The organism is Microvirga sp. P4_G7, assembly GCF_056401005.1.
Map to the genome: position 1 here is coordinate 1 of NZ_JBFUKD010000333.1, position 3,891 is coordinate 3,891.

At 65.0% G+C, this 3,891-nt stretch carries 3 protein-coding genes; all 3 read right to left on the reverse strand.

The window, feature by feature from the left end; translation table 11 throughout:
- Positions 1-2: 2 nt before the first annotated feature.
- The gene (locus AC1DT3_RS13900; protein ID WP_477465842.1) at positions 3-1,811 is read right to left on the reverse strand and encodes an IlvD/Edd family dehydratase; all 1,809 of its coding nucleotides are present in this window, start codon (positions 1,809-1,811) and stop codon (positions 3-5) included.
- Positions 1,812-2,121: 310 nt separating this feature from the next.
- Positions 2,122-2,952, reverse strand: coding sequence for a tellurite resistance TerB family protein (locus AC1DT3_RS13905; RefSeq protein WP_477465843.1), 831 nt, complete (start codon positions 2,950-2,952; stop codon positions 2,122-2,124).
- 179 nt (positions 2,953-3,131) lie between these two features.
- Positions 3,132-3,779 carry a bifunctional 4-hydroxy-2-oxoglutarate aldolase/2-dehydro-3-deoxy-phosphogluconate aldolase gene (gene eda, locus AC1DT3_RS13910; RefSeq protein ID WP_477465844.1) on the reverse strand — a complete coding sequence of 216 codons (648 nt, stop codon included), beginning with the start codon at positions 3,777-3,779 and terminating at the stop codon, positions 3,132-3,134.
- Between the last annotated feature and the right edge of the window lie 112 nt (positions 3,780-3,891).

Here is a 3,891-nt window from a genome sequence, read left to right on the forward strand (position 1 = left end):
CCTCAGGGGTTGTCGCGCGGCACCCCGAACGTCTGGACGACGTGCTGATATTTTACCGCCGGCTTGAGAACCATGCCCTCCGAGAGTTGATCGACCATGGAGCGCTGAATCTCCTGCCACGGGGTCTGGCTCGGCGGATAGGGGAATCCGCCCCGCGCCTCGAGGTCCGCCCGGCGCTGCTGCAATTCCTCGTCCGAGATCAGAATGTCGGCGCTGCGCTTGTTGAGGTCGATCCGGACTCGGTCGCCGCTCTGGAGCAGCGCCAAGCCGCCACCAGCCGCGGCTTCGGGCGAGGCATTGAGGATCGATGGCGTTCCCGACGTTCCCGATTGCCGGCCGTCTCCGATGCAGGGCAGGGAATGAACACCCCGTTTGATCAGCGCCGCCGGCGGCTGCATGTTCACCACCTCCGCCGCGCCGGGGTAACCGATCGGACCCGCGCCGCGCATGATGAGGATCGTATGCTCGTCGATTCCAAGCGCCGGATCCTCGATGCGGTGGTGGTAGTCTTCCGGCCCTTCGAACACGACGACAGGTCCCTCGAAGGCATTCGGGTCGTCGGGATTGTTGAGGTAGCGCTCCTGGAATTCCGGGCTGATCACCGAGGTCTTCATGATCGCGGAATCGAACAGCGTACCCTTTAGATTGAGGAAGCCGGCTTTCTCTTTCAACGGCCGATCGTAGGGCCTGATGACCTCCCGATCCCAGGTCAATTCGCCGGTGCTGTTCTCCCCGATGGTCTGGCCGGTGCAGGTCAGCGCGCCGTCGTGGATCTTGCCGGCCTTGCGCAGTTCGGCGATCACCGCCGGCAGCCCGCCCGCGCGATAATACTCCTCGCCGAGATATTCCCCCGCCGGCTGCATGTTCACGATGAGAGGGATCTCGAACCCGACCTTTTCCCAATCGTCGCAGGTCAGCGGGACGCCGATATGCTTGGCGATCGCATTGATGTGCACCGGCGCGTTGGTGGAGCCGCCGATCGCCGCATTGACGACGATCGCGTTCTCGAACGCCTCGCGGGTGAGAATGTCGGACGGTTTGAGATCTTCCCAGACCATGTCGACGATGCGCCGTCCGGTCTCATAGGCGGTCTGGCCGCGCTCCCGGTAGGGCGCGGGGATCGCCGAGGACCCCGGCAGGGACATGCCGAGCGCCTCGGCCAGGGCATTCATGGTCGAGGCGGTGCCCATGGTGTTGCAATGCCCGACGGACGGCGCCGACGAGATGACGATGTCGATGAATTCCTGGTAGTCGATCTCGCCTGCCGCGTGCCGGTCGCGGGCCTTCCAGACGATGGTGCCGGACCCGATACGCTCGCCATGATGCCACCCGTTGAGCATGGGACCGACATTGAGCGAGATCGCCGGAATGTTCACGGTCGCCGCCGCCATGACGCAGGCGGGCATGGTCTTGTCGCATCCCGTCAGCAGCACCACGCCGTCGAGAGGATAGCCGTAGAGAACCTCGACGAGGGACAAGTAGGACAGGTTCCTGTCGAGACAGGCCGTCGGCCGCTTTCCGGTTTCCTGGATCGGGTGACACGGGAATTCGAACGCGACGCCGCCGGCGGCGGTGATGCCGTCCCGCACGCGCTTGGCGAGATCGAGGTGATGGCGATTGCAAGGGGACAAGTCGGATCCGGTCTGCGCGATGCCGATGATCGGCTTTTTCGACTGCAATTCCTTGCCCGTGAGACCGTAATTCAGATAGCGCTCCAGATAGAGCGCCGTCATGCCCGGATTGTCGGGATTGTCGAACCACAGACGTGAACGCAGTTGCTCGGGCGAGCGCCGGTGAGGCCTTGCAGCCATTACACTTTCCTTTTCGCTTGAATGCCTTTTCGCCGTTGAATGTCGCGCGGAGCGATTCGATCCGGGACAGGACGGGAATCGGCACCGTTCCGTCTTAGAACCATTCCCGACTAGGATTGTCCCTGTCGCGCGGCAAAAACAACACCTTTTCCACGGGCGCCCGCACGATGCGGTGTGAACGGCCGTCGTCAGGCCCAAGCCTGCTGCCGCGATGCGACGGCAAGCGCCGCGGCATTGCGACGAAGTCGGCGGCGAGACTCTGATCGATATGGGGGCAATCCAGCCGCCACACGGCTGTGGCGATCAGCGTCTACGCTTTCAGGCGCGATGCGGCCTGGTCCACCTGCTGCTTTACTGCCGCGTCGAGATCGAGGGCCTCGGCCAGTTGGCGCAGGAACTCGCGTTCCTGGATCGTATCCGGCTCGATGGCGATGCGCGCTGCCGCATAGACTTGCGCCGCCTTTTCCTGGGAATTGACGTTGGCGGACAACTCGTCGACGTCGGCCGGCGCCGCAAATTGCTCTTCGAGCCAACGGGTCGCCTGCTGGTCGATCCCAGCCTCGCCGAGACCACGCGCGATCCGGGCGCGCTCGCCTTCGTCCACATGGCCGTCCGCCGCCGCTGCTGCGACCATCGCCTTCAAGTAGAGGATGGCGTCGTCCTCGGTTTGCTTGACGGGGTGAAACCGCGAATCCTGCGGGATCGCCAAGCCGCTTGCGAGCGTCGGCGCGTCGCTCGCCGCAGCACCCTGTTGGCGCGCCTGGAACGCCTTGTAGGCCAGCGTTCCGATCACGGCGAGACCGCCGAGCTTCGCGAGGCTTCCGGGGATGCCGCCACCACCCGATTTGCGCTTACCCATCAGAAGACCGGCGAGACCCATGACAGCCGCCTGCGCCAGGGCGGGATTCTGCGCCATCACGTCCTTGGCTTTCTGCAGGAGGTCGCCGGCAGACCCTCCTCCCGTGAGAGATCCGAGTGCCTGGTCAAGGGGCGAACCGGAGGAGGCGCCTTGCGGCGTGGCCTTGCCTGAGGGGACCTTGCCTGAGGGGACCTTGCCTGTCGGAGCCCCGCCTGTCGGTGTGTTGTCGGGGCGGGCCGACGCACCAACGAGGGCATCGAGCAAAACCTTCGGATCGAACATGAGAGCCTCCCTTGCAACCTCGAACGGCCCGGACCGGCCTCTCGGGTCGGGTCGGGCTCTCATCCGCAGGCTTGGCCTTATTCCAACGGGAGAGACGGGGAATGGTTCACTCGTTCGGCAACGCGAGCGATCAGCACGCAGGCCGGTGTCGTCGATACGATCGATGGAGAATGAAGGCCTCAGGCCTTCGCGGGCCGCAGGGCCGCTGCTTCACGGGCGAGGCGGCCGACCGTGGCGAAATCCCCAGCCTCGAGGGTCGCCTTGGGGGTGATCCAGGTGCCGCCGACGCACAGGACGTTGGGGAGCGACAGCAACGTCGGCGCGTTGGACAGGTCGACACCGCCGGTCGGACAGAACCCCAGCATGGGCAAGGGACCGCCGATGCCCTTCAGCCAGGCCACGCCGCCCGACGCCATGGCCGGGAAGAATTTCAGCGCCTCGAACCCGAGGCTCGCCAGGGTCATCGCTTCCGACGCGGTGGCGCAGCCGGGCATGACCGGGATCGCCGCGGCCGCGAGTTCCTCCGCGAGGGACGTCGGCGTCCCGGGCGTGACGATGAATTTTGCGCCCGCATCGACCACTTCGGCGATCTGCGATTTGTGAAGGATGGTCCCGGCAGCCACGACCGCATCGGGAACGGCTTTGGCGATCGCAGCGATGGCATCGAGCGCCGCGGCAGTCCGCAGGGTAACCTCGATGACAGGAAGCCCGGCGCCGACGAGGGCTTGCGCCAAATCGATGCTCATGCGGGCGTCGTCGATGGTGACGACGGGAATGACCGGCGCAAGGCCGGCATAGGAACGGAGCAGAGCGGTCTTATCGCGCAAGGTCGGGATCCTCGGACATGCGTGGCTTTCAACCTTACTAGAGCGGGATCGGCAAAAGGGGAAACCGGTTTTTGTCGGACCGCCGAGGGACGGATGTGAATGGGATGAAAAG